This is a genomic window from Photobacterium sp. WH24, assembly GCF_019204055.1.
In the GTDB taxonomy this organism is placed as follows: domain Bacteria; phylum Pseudomonadota; class Gammaproteobacteria; order Enterobacterales; family Vibrionaceae; genus Photobacterium; species Photobacterium arenosum.
In genome coordinates this window covers 42,351-57,759 of record NZ_JAGSOZ010000014.1, presented here as the reverse complement: position 1 = coordinate 57,759, position 15,409 = coordinate 42,351, and the positions used below count along the sequence as shown (strand labels likewise).

Annotated in this window: 14 protein-coding genes; 10 read left to right on the top strand and 4 right to left on the bottom strand. The window is 53.2% G+C overall.

What is annotated here, in order from left to right:
• Positions 1-72: 72 nt before the first annotated feature.
• Both ggt and rarD read right to left on the bottom strand, forming a co-directional pair.
• On the bottom strand, positions 73-1,818 hold the full coding sequence (ggt, locus tag KCG43_RS16350) for a gamma-glutamyltransferase (RefSeq protein ID WP_218386293.1): 1,746 nt from the start codon (positions 1,816-1,818) through the stop codon (positions 73-75).
• Between the two features lie 113 nt (positions 1,819-1,931).
• Complete coding sequence (rarD, locus tag KCG43_RS16345) at positions 1,932-2,843, bottom strand: EamA family transporter RarD (protein ID WP_218386291.1); 912 nt, start codon at positions 2,841-2,843, stop codon at positions 1,932-1,934.
• Between the two features lie 199 nt (positions 2,844-3,042).
• Here rarD and recQ point away from each other — a divergent pair, with 199 nt between their 5' ends.
• The 5 genes from recQ to KCG43_RS16320 all read left to right on the top strand — a co-directional run bounded on the left by recQ (position 3,043) and on the right by KCG43_RS16320 (position 7,200).
• Complete coding sequence (gene recQ, locus KCG43_RS16340; protein WP_218386289.1) at positions 3,043-4,899, top strand: ATP-dependent DNA helicase RecQ; 1,857 nt, start codon at positions 3,043-3,045, stop codon at positions 4,897-4,899.
• 284 nt (positions 4,900-5,183) lie between these two features.
• Positions 5,184-5,501, top strand: a complete 318-nt coding sequence (locus tag KCG43_RS16335; RefSeq protein ID WP_218386288.1) for a DUF3630 family protein — start codon at positions 5,184-5,186, stop codon at positions 5,499-5,501.
• A 156-nt stretch (positions 5,502-5,657) separates the two neighbouring features.
• Positions 5,658-6,335 (top strand): 7-cyano-7-deazaguanine/7-aminomethyl-7-deazaguanine transporter, encoded by a 678-nt coding sequence (locus tag KCG43_RS16330; RefSeq protein WP_192017416.1) that lies wholly within the window; start codon positions 5,658-5,660, stop codon positions 6,333-6,335.
• A 57-nt stretch (positions 6,336-6,392) separates the two neighbouring features.
• Positions 6,393-6,836 carry a GNAT family N-acetyltransferase gene (locus KCG43_RS16325; protein ID WP_192017417.1) on the top strand — a complete coding sequence of 148 codons (444 nt, stop codon included), beginning with the start codon at positions 6,393-6,395 and terminating at the stop codon, positions 6,834-6,836.
• A gap of 31 nt (positions 6,837-6,867) precedes the next feature.
• Positions 6,868-7,200 carry a hypothetical protein gene (locus KCG43_RS16320; protein WP_218386286.1) on the top strand — a complete coding sequence of 111 codons (333 nt, stop codon included), beginning with the start codon at positions 6,868-6,870 and terminating at the stop codon, positions 7,198-7,200.
• A gap of 134 nt (positions 7,201-7,334) precedes the next feature.
• On the opposite strand, the gene elbB is transcribed toward KCG43_RS16320, so the two are convergent.
• The gene (elbB, locus tag KCG43_RS16315; protein ID WP_218386284.1) at positions 7,335-7,985 is read right to left on the bottom strand and encodes an isoprenoid biosynthesis glyoxalase ElbB; all 651 of its coding nucleotides are present in this window, start codon (positions 7,983-7,985) and stop codon (positions 7,335-7,337) included.
• A 326-nt stretch (positions 7,986-8,311) separates the two neighbouring features.
• Between elbB and polA the strand changes: the two genes are divergently transcribed.
• The gene (gene polA, locus KCG43_RS16310) at positions 8,312-11,098 is read left to right on the top strand and encodes a DNA polymerase I (RefSeq protein ID WP_218386282.1); all 2,787 of its coding nucleotides are present in this window, start codon (positions 8,312-8,314) and stop codon (positions 11,096-11,098) included.
• Positions 11,099-12,096: 998 nt separating this feature from the next.
• Here polA and yihA read toward each other — a convergent pair.
• Positions 12,097-12,771, bottom strand: coding sequence for a ribosome biogenesis GTP-binding protein YihA/YsxC (gene yihA / locus KCG43_RS16305; protein ID WP_218386279.1), 675 nt, complete (start codon positions 12,769-12,771; stop codon positions 12,097-12,099).
• 158 nt (positions 12,772-12,929) lie between these two features.
• Between yihA and KCG43_RS16300 the strand changes: the two genes are divergently transcribed.
• The 4 genes from KCG43_RS16300 (at position 12,930) to KCG43_RS16285 (ending at position 15,377) form a co-directional block, all read left to right on the top strand.
• Positions 12,930-13,547: a cytochrome c gene (locus KCG43_RS16300; protein ID WP_027251506.1), complete on the top strand. Its 618-nt coding sequence runs from the start codon at positions 12,930-12,932 to the stop codon at positions 13,545-13,547.
• A 166-nt stretch (positions 13,548-13,713) separates the two neighbouring features.
• A complete protein-coding gene (locus KCG43_RS16295) occupies positions 13,714-14,358 on the top strand; it encodes a class I SAM-dependent methyltransferase (protein WP_218386277.1) in 645 nt (214 codons plus the stop codon).
• Entirely contained in the window at positions 14,355-14,891 is a 537-nt protein-coding gene (gene yihI, locus KCG43_RS16290; RefSeq protein WP_192017424.1) for a Der GTPase-activating protein YihI, read from the top strand. Before KCG43_RS16295 ends, yihI begins: the two co-directional genes overlap by 4 nt.
• A gap of 3 nt (positions 14,892-14,894) precedes the next feature.
• A complete protein-coding gene (locus KCG43_RS16285; protein ID WP_370630703.1) occupies positions 14,895-15,377 on the top strand; it encodes a DUF2489 domain-containing protein in 483 nt (160 codons plus the stop codon).
• Positions 15,378-15,409: the final 32 nt, after the last annotated feature.

Sequence of the window (15,409 nt, the reverse complement as noted above, 5' to 3'; positions counted from 1 at the left end):
TTGCTTACTTCGCTAATCAAAACGCGCCGTATCCGCCAGGTTACGGCGCGTTTGTATTGAATGTCTTACCAATTACCGGGCGACCACTTTCCCTTCACGGCGCGGGTCGGCGGCCCCATTGAGCTGACCACGGAACAGGCCGATTGCCTGGACCCCTGAGTTGAGCGGCTTGATCTGGACCTCAAACCCCAGTTTTTCCAGCTCCGGCGCCCAGTGCTCAGCACTGGTGCCCTGCTCCAGCTCGAACGGACCGAAGCGATTGTTCATGTTGGGCAGATCGATCGCTTGCTGCAGGCTCAATCCCCAGTCGAGGTGAGCGATCAGGGTTTTGGCGACATAACCGATGATCTGACTGCCACCTGGCGAGCCTATCGCCAGCACCGGCTGGTCATCTTTCAGCACTATGGTCGGCGCCATGGATGAACGCGGACGTTTGCCGGGTTCGACCCGGTTGGCAATCGGCATGCCATTGTCGTGGGTGCTGAATGAGAAGTCGGTCAGCTCATTGTTGAGCAGGAAACCGCGCACCATCAGGCGGGAGCCAAAACCGTTCTCTATGGTGGTGGTCATCGACAGCACGTTTCTGTCTTTATCGACAATCACCAGATGGCTGGTGGAAGGCAGTTCAAGCGCATTATCCTGACCGTAATTTACGGCGTGTGACCAGGGCGGCAGCCCCGCGCTGACTTCTTGCAATGCCTGACTGCTTTTCAGCAGGCCGGCACGCTGGCTGAGGTAATCTTTGTCTAGCAGCCCCGCGGTCGGCATAGGGACATAGTCGCTGTCCGCCATATAGCGGCCACGGTCAGCAAACGCCAACCGGGACGCATCGCCGATCAAATGCCAGCTCAGCGCTTTTTGCGGCCCCAGCTCTTTCATCGGAAAATGGCTCAGCATGCCCAGGATCTGACCCAGTGTCAGCGCCCCGGAACTGGGCGGCCCCATGCCACAGACTTCATACTGGCGATACGGCGCGCAGACCGCCGGACGTTCTTTGACCTGATAGGTAGCCAGATCCATGGTGTTGAGCACTCCGGGATTACCTTCGGCGTTGCGCACGGTTTTGACTATGTCTTTGGCAATATCACCGTGATAAAAGGCACTGGCGCCACGCTCGGCGATTTGCTGCAGGGTATCGGTATAGGCCGGGTTTTTGAGCGTATCCCCGGCTTTCAGCGGCTGACCGTTGGGGAAAAAGTAGGCTTTGGTGGCTGGCCAGCGCTGCAGGCGTTCGCTGTCTTGCTGAACCAGTTGCGCCAGTCGCGGGCTGACGGTAAAGCCGTCGCGTGCCAGCGCTATCGCGGGTTCAAACAGATCCTTCCAGGGGAGCTTGCCCAAACGCTGGTGGGTATGCCACATCAGTTTGACTGTGCCTGGGGTGCCGACAGAGCGACCACCGACCACGGCATCATAGAAAGACAGAGGCGTGCCCTTGTCGTCCTGGAATAATTGTGGCGTGACTTCGGCCGGGGCCGTTTCACGACCGTCGAAGGTGGTCAGGGCTGCTTCTTTGCTGTCCCAGTACACCAGAAATGCGCCCCCTCCCAAACCGGATGATTGCGGCTCGGTCAGGCCCAGCACCAGTTGCGCGGCAATCATGGCATCAATGGCATTACCGCCTTTGGCCAGAATGGCGGCCCCGGCATCACTGGCATACGGATTGGCGGTGGCAATCATCCACTCTTTGCCTGTGACCTGCGCGTTCCGCTGAAAGCCCGTTGCCCCTTCCGGGGCGATGAGATCTGTGGCTTGTTCGCTGTAGGCCGAGACGGAGAGCAATGCGCAGGTCAGAGCCAGCGCAAGGGAGGTCCTTTTCATGGCTTATCCTTCTGAAAATTGTTTTGAATCAGTCAATAAGATTAGGTGTTTTTAACACAGATTGCCCGCGAGTGTGAGCAATCTGTGTGCTGAGTAGCAAGGGGCGGGCAGTGTCAGGCGATTTGGGCTTTCTTGCGGCTCTGGCGGTGTCCCTTGATGCCATCGTAGCTGAACAGCACCAGCGCGACCCAAATGCAGGCAAACGTCAGGCTCTTATCGGCACTGAATTCTTCACCGTACACGGCGACGGCCAGCAGGAACATCAGGCTGGGACCTATGTACTGGAAAAAGCCCAGCGTCGACAGCTTGAGTTTGGTGGCCGCGCCGGTAAAGCACAGCAAGGGCAAGGTGGTGACTATCCCTGCCGCCATCAGCAGTAAGTTGGTGTCTATGCTGTTCAGCGTCCAGTCTGAGGTCGGGCTGCTGGCGAACAGCCACACATAACCCAGTGCCAATGGCAGCAGAATACTGGTTTCCATCAACAGGCCGGTCTGGGCATCCAGATTGACTTTTTTACGCAGCAGGCCGTAGACGCCAAAACTGGCGGCCAGTACCAGCGCGACCCAGGGCAGAGAGCCGAAATGAATTAACTGCACCAGTACGCCGCCAGCGGCCAGTGCCACGGCCAGCCACTGCAGCGGGCGCAGGCGCTCGCCCAGAAACACCATGCCCAGCAGCACGTTCAGCAGCGGATTGATGAAATAGCCCAGGCTGGCATCCAGCATGTAGTTGCTGTTGACCGCCCAGATAAAGATCAGCCAGTTGGCACCAATAATGACAGAGCTGGCCAGCAACATCAGCAGAACTTTAGGCTGTTTGAGTACCTGTCGGACTTTGCCCCAGCCCTTGCCAATAAAGATTAATCCCGCCAGAAAAAAGAAAGACCAAATAATGCGGTGGCTGAGGATTTCCATCGGACTGATGCTTTGCAGCATCTTAAAATAAATTGGTGCAATACCCCACATGGTGTAGGCGGCGATAGCCAGTATGACCCCACGTTGGATCGTTTTTGCTTGCTCGTCCATGCTATTCCAGTACGTTATGGTAAATATTGAGAGGAAGGTATGGGCATTACGCTAGATATGCCCGAATGGGCAGTATAATGCCAGCCTGTTCAAAATGACCAGCGACTTCTTTTGCTGATCCGGTTGCGGTGAGGCTGGCGCTCCCATCCGGGATCTGAATGGTATAGAATAGCTGGCTGTGTCAATCAAGAGTGAAGTCATGTCCGCCTCAACCCCTGATCTCAGCCGTGCCGTTTCATCCGCCAACAGTGAGCAGATTCTGCAGCAGGTGTTTGGCTATCAATCTTTCCGGCCCGGCCAGCAGGCGGTCATCGAGGCTGTGGCGTCAGGCCGTGATTGTCTGGTGATCTTACCGACCGGGGGCGGCAAGTCGCTCTGTTACCAGATCCCCGCTCTCGTGCGCGAAGGACTGACTCTGGTCATTTCCCCGTTGATCTCACTGATGAAAGATCAGGTCGACCAATTGCAAGCCAATGGGGTAGCGGCAGGTTGCCTCAATTCAACCATGCCACCGGAAGCGATACAGGCTACCTGGCAGGGGATGGCAGACGGAACCTTGAAGCTGGTTTACGTGTCGCCGGAGCGGGTGGTGAGCCGGGATTTCATTGACCGGCTCAGTGGTTTGCCGGTCAGCCTGCTGGCCGTGGATGAAGCGCACTGTGTGTCCCAGTGGGGGCACGATTTTCGGCCTGAGTATGCGTCTTTGGGTATGCTCAAGCAACACTTCCCCGCCATGCCTGTCATTGCTCTGACCGCCACGGCCGATGACACCACCCGGCAGGACATCATAAGCCGGCTGGCGCTGGATGACCCTTTTACCCACCTGGGCAGCTTTGACCGCCCCAATATCCGCTATACCCTGCAGGAAAAGTACAAGCCGATGGCGCAACTGGTGCGCTTTTTAGCCAGCGTGCGGGGCCAGAGCGGTATTATTTACTGCAACAGCCGCAAAAAAGTGGAGCAGGTGGCGGAGAAGCTCGCTGAGCAGGGGGTACGTGCGGCGGCCTACCATGCCGGGCTGGAACACGACGAGCGAATCCGGGTGCAGGAAGGGTTCCAGCGCGATGACATTCAGGTTGTTGCCGCTACTGTGGCCTTCGGTATGGGGATCAACAAACCCAATGTCCGCTTCGTGGTGCATTTTGATATTCCGCGCAATATCGAATCTTATTACCAGGAAACCGGCCGTGCCGGGCGTGATGGCCTGCCTGCCGAAGCCGTGATGTTTTACGATCCGGCGGATCTGGCCTGGTTGCGCCGCTGTCTGGATGAGAAAGAGGAAGGCCCGCAAAAGCAGGTCGAAAGCCATAAGCTCAATGCCATGGGGGCGTTTGCCGAGGCGCAGACCTGTCGCCGCCAGGTGCTGTTGCATTACTTTGGCGAGCACAGTGAACACGCCTGCGGCAACTGCGATATCTGTATTGATCCGCCTCAGCATTTTGAGGCACTGGAAATGGCGCAGAAGGCGCTGTCCTGTGTCTACCGGGTGAATCAGCGCTTTGGGGTTCACCATGTGGTTGATGTACTGCGCGGCCTGCAAAACGCCAAAGTCAGGGAGCAGGGGCATGACAAGCTCAGCACCTACGGTATTGGCCGTGAGCACAGCCATGAATTCTGGGTCAGTATTGTGCGCCAGCTGATCCACCGCGGCTTCCTGACTCAGAACATAGTCAACAGTTCCACCCTGCAGCTGACCGAGAAAGCGCGCTCTGTGCTGCGCGGTGAGATCAGCCTCCAGCTCGCGGTACCGCGGATTGACAGCAGCTCGCGCGGCAATGCCCGTCAGGACAACCGGCTTAAACGCCAGTACGACAAGAAGCTGTTTTCTAAACTGCGGATGGTACGTAAAGCGATTGCCGACGAAGAATCGCTGCCGCCTTATGTGGTGTTCAATGATGCCAGCCTGATGGAAATGGCCGAGCGTTTACCGACTTCTGAAGGTGAATTGCTGGCCGTCAACGGTGTGGGTCAGCGGAAGCTGGAAAAATACGGCAAGGTCTTTTTATCGGTGATCGAAGAGCATTTGCTGGCTGCTGCTGAGTATCAAGCGGGCTGAGCCGGAGGCAAAAAAATACCGGACAATCGTCGATTATCCGGCAGAGAGTGTAGCAGAAACAAAATCCAGGATTTTGTTTACTACAAAACAGCTTGCGTATTGGGGTGAGAATGCAATTCATCACCTCAGTGTTACCCGGCTAGGCCTCCTGGCCGTCAAGGCAACCGGGCGATAAGACCACGAATCCCCGTTCATTGCTATGCCTTGCTTATGCTTTGATACGTTAATACACACTTACTTACACCATAACTGCCCGGCAGCACCGGAGACTGGAAGGACACCCAATGACTTATCCGACTGACATCCGTTTTGGCGTTCGCGAACTGGACAACGCGCAAGGCTGTTTGCATCTGCAGACCCCGGATTTTGACTACGACAGCTTTGCCGATGTCGCGCAGGCACTGGTCACTGTGCTGGGGGCGAGCGTGGTAGAAAAAGAGGCCAATGCCGATTTACATATCTGGCTGATCGATTTTGAAGGCTGCCGGATGATGCTGAAAGGCGAGCATTACAGTTCAGCGATGTGGCTGGAATTACTCAGCCGGGATGACGGCGACACGCTGGCTTTTCTGGCTGGTTGGCTCAAAAACTTGACTCAGTAATCAATTTTTAACAGCAAACGTTTGCCAAACCCTGTGGTGTCTTGGCAGTCGGATTGGTTACTGTATAATCAGCGCCTTTGGTGACAGCACTGTACATAAAATGTGCTGTTGGTGTGTTTGGGTTCCCTCGCCCCCATTTGACAAAAAGGTCTGTTGATGACGACTTCTCCTTTCTCGCCGGCCCAGCAGCGTCAGGCTCTGTGGATTCTGGTCTTGTTCCACCTGGTGATCATTGCCTCCAGCAACTATCTGGTTCAGATCCCCTTCACCCTGTTTGGTGTCCACACCACCTGGGGCGCTTTTACCTTCCCGTTTATTTTTCTGGCCACTGATCTGACGGTACGTATTTACGGCGCCGCCATGGCGCGTAAGATCATTACCCGGGTCATGCTGCCGGCTCTGGCGGTGTCTTATCTCCTCTCCGTGGTGTTCTATCAGGGCGCTTTTCAGGGGCTCGCGCCGTTGGGTGAGTTCAACCTCTTTGTGGCCCGGATCGCGATAGCCAGCTTTATGGCTTATCTGCTGGGGCAGATTCTGGATGTTTCTGTGTTTAATCGCCTGCGCCAGTGCAAGCAGTGGTGGATAGCGCCAACCTGCTCGACGGTATTCGGTAATGCCCTTGATACTATTGCTTTTTTCGCCATCGCCTTTTATCAGAGCCCGGATGCCTTCATGGCCGAACACTGGGTGGAAATTGCCCTGGTGGATTATGGCGTCAAACTGATCATCAGCCTGGGCCTGTTTGTGCCTATGTACGGCGTACTGCTCAATTATCTGGTGAAGCGTCTGACTGGTATTCGTTCCCAGCTTGAGCCCTCGCAGGGGCTGTCATAAACTCAAAGCCGGCAAGCGCCGGCTTTTTTGTCGGCGGCATCTGAGTTGGGGGCTGTGATGAAAATACGTGAAGCCAGTCTGGCTGAGGCGGCCAGCGTGCTGGCCAGAATCAAAGAATTTGATCACCCTGAGACAGAGCACAGTCTGGCAACCAGAGTGCGCGGACGTTGTCCTTTGATTCTGGTAGCGGAAAAAGAAGGAAAGCTGGTGGGCGTGAAAATTGGATACAGCCTGTCGGAAACCTGTTATTACAGCTGGCTTGGTGGCGTGGTCGCCGAAGGTCGTCACAATGGGGTGGCTCAGGCTCTGATGAGCACTCAGGAAGCCTGGGTTAAAGAGCAGGGCTATCTGGAGCTGAGAGTCAAATCCCGTAACCGTTACCCTTCGATGCTGAGATTGTTGTTGAGAAACGGTTATCAGATAGAGCATATGGAGAAGAAAGACGGCATAGAGGATTATCGGCTGCATTTCGTGAAAAGTTGGGATAAACAGGGTAAATGAAAATTATTCGCAAATAATGCTTGATCAATAAATGAGAATGGTTATTATTAACTTGCTTTCAGCGAGAAACGAACAGCAAGGCGTTTCTGGTCTGTCAGCACGACATTGCTCACATTGCTTCCAGTGTACTTTAGCGAAGGCAGATATTGAGTGTAGGGCTGAATATGTTGTCGACTTTTGCTTAGCGGTGCTTGTTTTCAAGCACCGCTTTTTCTTTTTTGTCTGTCAGAGAATGGGTAAAGCAAGCAATAAACAGGCGAAGGTATTGAATTTATTAATGAATGAAAATTATTATCAATTAACGCTTGCAAAGGTAATGAGAATGGTTATTATTAACTTGCACTCAGCGGGAAATAAGCAGTAACAGTTTCCGTATGAAGGCACGACATTGCTCACATTGCTTCCAGTAATACAGCTTGGTCAGGTTTTTGGTGTAGGGCTAAAAACAGTGACCACTTCTGCTGAGCGGCGCTTGTATAAAGCGCCGCTTTTTCTTTTTCAGGCCATTTTAACCAGTTGCTGTACCAGCTTGTTGATCCCGCTGGCAGCTTCTGAGATCGAGCCTGCCAGCATGTAAGCCGGAGTGCTTAACAGACAGCGTTCCTGATCCAGTACAAACTCATCGACAGGGCAGTCAATATGATCGCCGCCCATGGCGCGAAATGCACTGGCTACCTCTTTTTCATGCCCTATGGTGCCTTTTGCGCCCTTGCCATAAATCTGGGGGATCAATACCGGGGCAATACACAGATAAGCGGCCGGTTTCTGCGCCCGGGCAAATTCCTGGCAGGCACGCTTGACCTCGGGGTGGATCTGGCAGGATGCACCTTTGATGGCGAAGTCTGACAGGTTTTTCGCTGCCCCAAAGCCGCCCGGCAGCAGCAGGGCATCGAAGTCACGAGCGCTTAATTCAGCCACATCCTGGATCTGACCCCGGGCAATGCGCGCAGCTTCGATCAGTACATTGCGTGTTTCATTCATCGGCTCGCCGGTAATATGGTTAATCACATGGTGCTGATCCACGTTCGGGGCGAAACAGTGCCAGCTGGCACCTGCCTGCTCTATGGCATACAGCGCCAGCACAGCTTCATGGATCTCGCTGCCGTCAAAGACGCCGGAACCGCTTAATATCACTGCAACCTTTTTCATCTTGGCCTCCTTTTTGTTCAACCTTGGGGAATTTGGCATCGCTTTGACCGATTACACCGCCATCTGATAACTTTTTCCACACTTGATGATCTTTTCAGGATCAAGGGTTATTTTTGGTTATATATTTTAAGTATATGATTTTTAAATTATTTTAATCATCTTTCTCAGGTTATTCAAAAAAAGATCATCAGGCTTATTCCAAAAACTCACAAACTTATCCACAGGTGGAGTGATCCAGGTAGGAAAAAACTTCTGTTAACACTCGGCACATCTCATGGCATCCTAAGACCCTGATCCTTTTATCTTCCAGATACAGACAATCCATTATGGCAACTATTCCAGAAAATCCACTGATCCTGATCGATGGTTCCTCGTATCTTTATCGCGCTTATCATGCCTCGCCCAATTTCACTAACTCAGATGGTGAACCAACCGGTGCTGTGTATGGCGTGGTAAATATGTTGCGTAGCATGCTGCGTCAATTTGCGACGGAACACATTGCTGTTGTCTTTGATGCCAAAGGCAAGACCTTCCGCGATGAGCTATATCCCGAGTATAAAGCGCATCGCCCGCCTATGCCGGATGATTTGCGTGCGCAGATAGAACCCTTGCACGCCATTATTAAAGCCATGGGTCTGCCACTGATATGCGAACCCGGGGTAGAGGCTGATGATGTCATCGGCACGCTGGCTTGTCAGGCTTCCCAGGCCGGGATGCCTGTGCTGATCAGCACAGGTGATAAAGACATGGCGCAGCTGGTGGATGAGAACGTTACCCTGATCAACACCATGACGGGTGTGGTGATGGATCCTGACGGGGTACGGGAAAAGTTTGGTATCGGTCCGGAACTGATCATTGATTATCTGGCTCTGATGGGAGACAAGGTCGACAACATTCCCGGTGTGCCTGGCGTGGGTGACAAGACAGCAACGGCCCTGCTGACCGGGATTGGCGGCCTGAAAGATCTGTATGACAACCTGGATGCCATTGCGGCGCTGGGCTTTCGCGGCTCTAAAACCATGGCCAAGAAACTGGAAGAGAACCGCGAAGCGGCTTTGATGTCGTATGAGCTGGCAACCATCAAGCTGGATGTAGAACTCGAATTCGGTCCGCATGAGCTGCAAAAAGGCACCCCGGATATCGATGAGCTGACCCGGCTGTTCGGCAAACTGCAATTTCGTCGCTGGCTGGCAGAAATGCTTGACGGCAGCGATGGCCGCATTATTGCTGATGGCGCAGCCACCATTGCGACACAAGACAGTGAGCCGGCACAACCTGCAGCGCCAGCCCCTGTGATTGATCGTAGCGGTTATGAAGTGGTGCTGGATGAGGCCCGCTTTAGCGAGTGGCTGGCGATACTCAAGCAGTCTGATGTCTTTGCTTTTGATACCGAAACGGACAACCTGGATTACATGGTCGCTAATCTGGTCGGGCTGTCTTTTGCGGCGGAAGAAGGCAAAGCGGCTTATGTACCTGTGGCCCATGATTATCTGGATGCGCCGTCGCAGCTGGACCGCGACTGGGTGATCGCCCAGTTGAAACCTTTGCTGGAAGACCCGGAGCAGGCCAAAGTAGGCCAGAACCTGAAATATGACGCCAGCGTCCTGGCGCGTTATGGGGTTGCCATGCAGGGCATACGCTTCGACACCATGCTGGAGTCGTATGTGTACAACAGCGTGGTGGGCCGCCATGATATGGACAGCCTGTCTCTGCGTTATCTGGAACACAAAACCATCAGTTTCGAAGACATTGCCGGCAAAGGTAAGAAACAGCTGACTTTCAACCAGATCGATCTGGAGCAGGCCGGCCCTTATGCGGCGGAAGATGCGGATATCACCCTGCGTCTGCACAACCTGCTGATCGGCAAGCTCAATGCGGATCCTAAACTGAAAAGCGTGCTGGAAGACATCGAAATGCCGCTGGTGCCAGTACTGTCTCGCATGGAGCGCACTGGTGTGCTGCTCGATGCCGGTAAGCTGACCGCGCAGTCGCAGGAAATTGCGGTGCGGTTAGATGAGATCCAGGCGAAAGCCTACGAAGTGGCTGGTGAGGAGTTTAACCTCAGCTCGCCAAAACAGCTGCAGGCGATTCTGTTTGAGAAAATGGGCTTGCCTGTGGTCAAGAAAACCCCTTCCGGTACCCCATCGACCAATGAAGAAGTGCTGCAGGAGCTGGCGCTGGATTACCCGCTGCCTAAGCTGCTGCTGGAACATCGCGGGCTGGCGAAACTCAAATCGACCTACACTGACAAACTGCCGCGCATGATTAACCCGGCCACAAAGCGGGTACATACGTCATACCATCAAGCCGTTGCGGCCACGGGACGTCTGTCGTCGACCGATCCGAATCTGCAAAACATTCCTATCCGCAACGAAGAAGGCCGCCGGATCCGCCAGGCCTTTACAGCACCGGAAGGCTACAAGATTCTGGCGGTCGACTATTCTCAGATTGAACTGAGGATCATGGCCCATCTGTCCGGCGACAAAGCGCTGCTTGATGCCTTCCGTCACGGCAAAGATATCCACGCCGCGACCGCGGCCGAGATCCTCGGCCTGCCGATTGAAGAGGTCACCAGCGAACAGCGCCGGCGTGCCAAAGCCATCAACTTTGGTTTGATTTACGGCATGAGTGCCTTTGGTCTGGCAAAACAGCTGGGGATGGGCCGGAACGAGGCGCAGCAATACATGAATGTGTACTTTGAACGCTACCCGGGTGTGCTGGAATATATGGAAAGCACCCGTACCCAGGCCAGCGAGCAAGGGTATGTCGAAACTCTGTTTGGCCGTCGTCTCTATCTGCCGGACATTAAATCGCGCAATGCCATTCGCCGCAAAGCGGCGGAGCGGGCGGCGATCAATGCCCCGATGCAGGGCACGGCGGCGGATATCATCAAACGTGCCATGGTGGCCGTCGATAACTGGATTCAGACACAAGACAGCGAGCGTGTCCGTTTGCTGATGCAGGTACACGATGAGCTGGTGTTTGAAGTGAAAGAATCTGAGCTGGAGAGTGTGGCGAAATCGGTGTGCGAGCTGATGGAAGCCGCTGCCGAGCTGGATGTGCCACTTATCGCGGATGCAGGCAGCGGTGACAACTGGGATCAGGCGCATTAATCCTCCTCAGCGTGAACCGTGAAACATGTAATAAAATCGTCAAAAACCGGCCAGCAGGCCGGTTTTTTTCAATCTGAGTCAGGGTTTATCAAATTTTTGTATAATTTAATTACGTCTCATATGAAAAAAAACTACGAAAAGGGCTTTTTTTCTCTGCACACTTGATATACAGTTATCGGCGTAGGGTACAGAGGTAAGATGTTCTATCTTTCAGACCTTTTGTTTCACGTTATTGGATTTGGCTTTTTTTAGCCGCCCTGGTCATTTGGCCAGGGCGTTTTTATTTGTGGCTGGCCCAATCATTATCCGTTTTCATCTCCCGACTGTTGCTCATTCTCTCCCGCATAAGCTATCCCTCTGCTGGCAGTATTTGCTGATACTTTACGCATCTTTGCCCGGAATCGCGGCTAATCTGGCTCCTCAGCCCGGTGTCACTGATGGTGTGGTTTCTCTGCCGGATGACCCGATGGATAATAATTAGAGTAATTACTTTAATTATGTTAATGAGGCGTTTATAATGAAGCCTGCTTCTTGTTCATATTTGTCGGACTGAGTGAATACATTGCCAGCCGACCTATCCATGATCCGGCCACCCGTTTTTGGGTGGCTTTTTTTTGTCATTTTGCCATGTTTCTGTAATTTAGTTCCAAATTGAGCGGTTCAGGTAAATCAGGGGATGACTTAATTTGCAGAATGAAACAATTGGCTAAGCTTTTGGCCTGAGTCGGGCAAAAGTGCATGTTATGTCAGAGGGGAGCTATGGAAAATCAGGAATCAGAGGGGAACAAACGCCCAGATTTCGTATAAAAAACTTGCGTTGGCTGGTTAAATCATTAATCCTTTCTGAACAAATATAAAAACCTCCTATTTCTCTCCCGTTGCCCCATCGTTCCGGTGGGGACATTTTTATCTGGCGTTCGTCAATGGTCTGACCGGTGCGAAAGTGAGAAAAATGGCGGGTTGATGCCTGATCGGGCGATCAGGCATATTGATAGAGGTTATTCTGCGTCCGGCTCCATACCGTCCTGTTCAATATTCTCTGCCTCCAGCAAGGCCTGCTGACGGGCCAGTTCCGGGGCAAACCAGGTATCGAGTTTGTGGCGGACCTGATCAACACCTATGCCTTTCAGGGCAGAAAAATTCTCGACTTCCACATCGCCACCAAAGGCCAGCGCGGCTTCGCGAATTTTCAGCAACTGCGCTTTACGGGCACCGCTTTTGAGTTTGTCCGCTTTGGTCAGCAGGACCAGTACCGGCAAATGGCTTTCCACTGCCCAGTAAATCATTTGCTGGTCGAGATCTTTCATCGGATGGCGGATATCCATTAACACCACCAGTCCCTGCAGGCATTCGCGTTTTTGCAGGTATTCACCCAGTGCGGCCTGCCATTTCTTCTTCATCTCAAGCGGCACCTGAGCATAACCATAGCCTGGCAGGTCAATCAGGTTACAGCCGGTTCTGACTTCAAACATGTTGATCAACTGGGTACGACCTGGGGTCTTTGAGGTACGTGCCAGGCCTTTCTGATCAGTCAGACGATTTAAAGCACTTGATTTACCAGCATTAGATCGGCCAGCAAATGCAATCTCAACGCCTTTATCCAAAGGAAGGTGGCGGATGTCCGGAGCACTGGTAATAAAATGGGTTTGTCTGTAGTTGAGAGGGGAATTCACTGTTAACTCCGTCAAGTCTTCTGGTCGTCGACTAATTACTTTTATGCGAAAGTGTGTAAAATGTACCACTAACCCTGCTTGGTTAGTGGTGCATTGTATACCATGTTGCTAAGCAATACTTGTGGTACTGGAAGCTCAATAATTATAAACGGAATGTCATGAAGAAATTAGCATTGATATTTACACTTCTTGCCAGTTGCACAAGCTGGGCCCAGGGAGATGTTGAAGCTGGAAAAGCAAAAGCAGCGACATGTGCAGCATGCCATGGCGCTGATGGAAAAGGTATCACAGGACAATACCCCAACCTTGCGGGTCAGCACCCACGTTATCTGGAGAAGCAGCTGAAGGAATTCAAGCTGGCGATGACGACTGGTGGTGAACAAGGGCGTAATGATCCTGTGATGGGCGGCATGGCGATGCCATTGTCTGAACAAGACATGGCGGATCTGGCGGCTTACTTCAGTTCCCTGCCTGCGATTGAAGGCACTACCACTGAGAGCTCGATCGAAATCGGTCAGCAGCTTTATCGTGTGGGTGATGCCGACCGTGGAATTGCGGCCTGTACGGCGTGCCACGGTCCGCGGGGTAATGGCACCAGCCTGTCTGGTTTCCCGGATATTTCCGGACAGCCTGCGGAATACATCAAGAAACAGTTGACCATGTTCCGCGAAGGCCAGCGCAGCAATGATATGAACGCTATGATGCGTTCAGTTGCAGCGAAACTGAGTGATAAGGAAATCGACGCCTTGTCACAGTACGTTGGCGGTCTTCACTGATCACACACTCAGTATCGCAAGCTTCGCAGTGTAATAAAGGCAGCTCAGGCTGCCTTTTTTACTGGCTGGGATTCACCGCGCTGTCCGTTTCTCAATCGGCGCAGGTCTGCTATCATACGCGGCTTGATTTTGACCGCGCCGGAAATCCTGGCTCAAGGAGATGCTGATGACGGTTTGTACCTTATGCGACAGCGCAACCATTCAGGTTTATCATCAAGATAATCGGCGGGCCTATTTTCAATGCCGGGCCTGCAATCTGGTGTTTGCGGACCCGGCCTCGCATCTGACACCTGAGCAGGAAAAAGCGGTCTACGATCAGCATGAAAACCATGTTGAAGATGAAGGGTATCGCCGCTTCCTCAGCCGGCTGGCCGCACCGCTTAGTGCGCGTTTGCCGCCAGGGCCGCTGGATGGCCTGGATTTCGGCTGCGGGCCTGGACCTGCTCTGGCAAGCATGCTTCGTGAGCAGGGACATCAGGTTGCTGTTTATGACCCCTATTTTGCCCCGGATACCGGTGCGCTGGCATCTCAGTATGACTTTGTCACCTGTACCGAGGCGATTGAACATTTTTATACCCCGGCCCGTGAATGGCAGTTGCTGCTGTCATTGGTCAAGCCGGGCGGCTGGCTGGGATTGATGACTAAGCTGGCAACCGATGCCGAGGCATTTAGCCGCTGGCATTACAAGAATGATCCCACCCACGTCAGCTTTTTCAGCCAAGAGACGTTCCGTTATCTGGCACAGCGAGATGGGCTGACGGTGGAATTTATTGGTAACGATGTAATTATGCTGAGGAAAAATCAGTCATGACCCGTAAGAAAAGAGGCCGTAAACCTGGCTCTGAAGGCCCGGCGCAGTTCGTAGAAAAGAGTGTCAGCCAGCAAGACCTGGATGGCCGTGCCCGTCAGAAAGCCCGTAAGCGTAAAGGCTTGAAAGCAGGCAGCCGCCACTCAGACGCTGATGCTCAGAATGCGCACCGTCAGGGGCAGGCGAAAGATCCTCGCCACGGCAGTAAAAAACCTGTGCCACTGATTGTTGAGCCAAAAGCCACCAAGCAGGCGCGCCGCATGAGTGCCGAGCAGGAACTGGCAATGCTGGAGAATGATCCGCAGCTGATGGCACTGTTGGACCGTCTCGATGCCGGCGAAAAACTGGGTGCCGGCCTGCAGAAGCAGGTTGACCAGAAACTGGACCGTATTGAGCAGCTGATGAAACAGCTGGGTCTGTACGAAGAAGAACAGGATGAAGCCGAGGATCAAATCGCCGCCGGGGATGCCCGCAGCGAAGAAGATCTGCTCGATGACTTTGAAAATACCCGTTGGGACGATTTCGATAAGGAGTAAGCCTTGCAGGATCTGAAACTCTGGTTGTTAGTGGCAGGAAGCCTGATTGTTGTGGCACTGGCGGCCTACGCCGGTTATCTGCTCTACCAGCTGTATTTACAAAAGCAGCGCCATAAGGCTTTTATTGCCCGCGCAGAGCAGCAACAGAGCGAGGCAATTGCGCAGCGAAATAGCAATATTCTGGAAAGTGTCTACATCATTGCGCAAGCCGGACGGCAGGAGCAGTGTGACATGTCGGAAATTGCCATTCGCCTGTACAAGCTGATGACAGTCCTGCAGGCCGAGCGCAGCGTCAACTTTTCCGCCCAGTATCCGGCTTTGTTTGAGCTGTATAAAGTGGTTGAAGAGATGCCGCGTGGTGATGAACGCAAAGCCCTGGCTAAGCAGGAGCGGATGAAAGACGATCTGCTGCGCATGAAAGCCGAGTCACGGCTGTTTGATGCGATACAGTCGGAACTGACTCAGATCCTGGCGCAAAAGGCCTGACCCAGAGCCTGCGAGTGAAATGAAAAACCCAG

Bases quoted from the DNA above. Each gene is read 5' to 3' on its own strand.
- rarD (WP_218386291.1), bottom strand. From the start codon at position 2,843: ATGGACGAGCAAGCAAAAACGATCCAACGTGGGGTCATACTGGCTATC.
- ggt (WP_218386293.1), bottom strand. From the start codon at position 1,818: ATGAAAAGGACCTCCCTTGCGCTGGCTCTGACCTGCGCATTGCTCTCC.
- KCG43_RS16300 (WP_027251506.1), top strand. From the start codon at position 12,930: ATGAAGAAATTAGCATTGATATTTACACTTCTTGCCAGTTGCACAAGC.
- recQ (WP_218386289.1), top strand. From the start codon at position 3,043: ATGTCCGCCTCAACCCCTGATCTCAGCCGTGCCGTTTCATCCGCCAAC.
- KCG43_RS16325 (WP_192017417.1), top strand. From the start codon at position 6,393: ATGAAAATACGTGAAGCCAGTCTGGCTGAGGCGGCCAGCGTGCTGGCC.
- KCG43_RS16335 (WP_218386288.1), top strand. From the start codon at position 5,184: ATGACTTATCCGACTGACATCCGTTTTGGCGTTCGCGAACTGGACAAC.
- yihI (WP_192017424.1), top strand. From the start codon at position 14,355: ATGACCCGTAAGAAAAGAGGCCGTAAACCTGGCTCTGAAGGCCCGGCG.
- KCG43_RS16330 (WP_192017416.1), top strand. From the start codon at position 5,658: ATGACGACTTCTCCTTTCTCGCCGGCCCAGCAGCGTCAGGCTCTGTGG.
- KCG43_RS16320 (WP_218386286.1), top strand. From the start codon at position 6,868: ATGAGAATGGTTATTATTAACTTGCTTTCAGCGAGAAACGAACAGCAA.
- elbB (WP_218386284.1), bottom strand. From the start codon at position 7,985: ATGAAAAAGGTTGCAGTGATATTAAGCGGTTCCGGCGTCTTTGACGGC.
- polA (WP_218386282.1), top strand. From the start codon at position 8,312: ATGGCAACTATTCCAGAAAATCCACTGATCCTGATCGATGGTTCCTCG.
- KCG43_RS16295 (WP_218386277.1), top strand. From the start codon at position 13,714: ATGACGGTTTGTACCTTATGCGACAGCGCAACCATTCAGGTTTATCAT.